Annotated in this window: 1 protein-coding gene; it reads right to left on the reverse strand. The window is 32.2% G+C overall.

Annotated features, from left to right (window positions below; all coding sequences use genetic code 11):
* Positions 1–20 precede the first annotated feature (20 nt).
* A complete protein-coding gene (locus JM172_RS24460) occupies positions 21–353 on the reverse strand; it encodes a hypothetical protein (protein WP_214484977.1) in 333 nt (110 codons plus the stop codon).
* Positions 354–1,171: the final 818 nt, after the last annotated feature.

The raw sequence follows: 1,171 nt of genomic DNA on the forward strand, positions 1-1,171 counted from the left end.
CACATATACTTTTTTCTCATTCAATCGTTATATGATGTCCACCCACGCTTATAAGCTTCTTTCCTGATGACATTTTTATATCCTGCAGAAGGAAAAAATATAGATCGGTAATTCCCTTCGTATATTTCGTGATAGCTTAACCACATGTCTTTCCGTTCCTCAATACCCATTTGTCTAGCAACGGCCAGAACTTCGTCAATTGCTTTCGGTAGACTAGTACCACTCCCAGAATATTTGATAGTCCCTGTCATACGTAATGACCCCATTTTATTGTCATCCCATTTTCCTTCAGCCATCCAGCCATCTTTATCTTTGTACCATACGTAAACTCTAAACAGTCGATACTTTCGCATTATTTACATCTCCCTGTTCATACTTGATCGTAATTTATAATTACTACTTCGTTATTACTCAAAGTCATAAAAAACACAGATTTAGATCGTTATTAGTAAGTAGGTTTTATATCAAGTGAATGTACGGGGATTTAATTAAAAAAAGACATTTATCATGTGGGAAAGCTCAATATGACATTTAGATTTATTGTCTTTGAACCCCACAATTCCTTTATATAACATAAGATGCATTTATCAGCCAAGAAGAAATTCGCAGACAGAATTTTGAGTATTGCTACGCTTTATTTATAAAAGGAATAAGTTTAGAAGTAGAAAGTGAAGATATGAAAGAAAAGGATTAAAAACAACGGTAGGATAATAATCACCTTTAATATAGGTATGTTATATATCTATATTAATCTTAACATACATAAATACTTTTTAGTAATTTCCAGTAAGCTTCCTAGTCTTTTGAACTAGTACAAGCATAATTCAATAACTTACATTAAATAAAGTACACTCTTTATAATCACTCTCTCCTCCCTGCCTTTTCCTTCCTTTAACGTATAATCAGGGAAGATTTTTTTGTACTTCCACAACATGAGCTAACTCTCTGATAATATGATAATGACCCTTTCTTAGATTGGACATTAAATCTTTCACTAAATAAATCTAGTAACCCTAAAGTCAAATGAGTACACTAAATTATCCCTAGACAAACAAATGTTATGATCTTCAGAAATCTTGCCCAAAATGGAAAATAGTGCTTATAATTTTTCAATTTAGCACCAGTTCATATTGAGAGGTCAACCAGTTACCTGATTGACCCATTTTTAATT

The organism is Bacillus sp. SM2101, assembly GCF_018588585.1.
In the GTDB taxonomy this organism is placed as follows: Bacteria; Bacillota; Bacilli; order Bacillales; family SM2101; genus Nanhaiella; species Nanhaiella sioensis.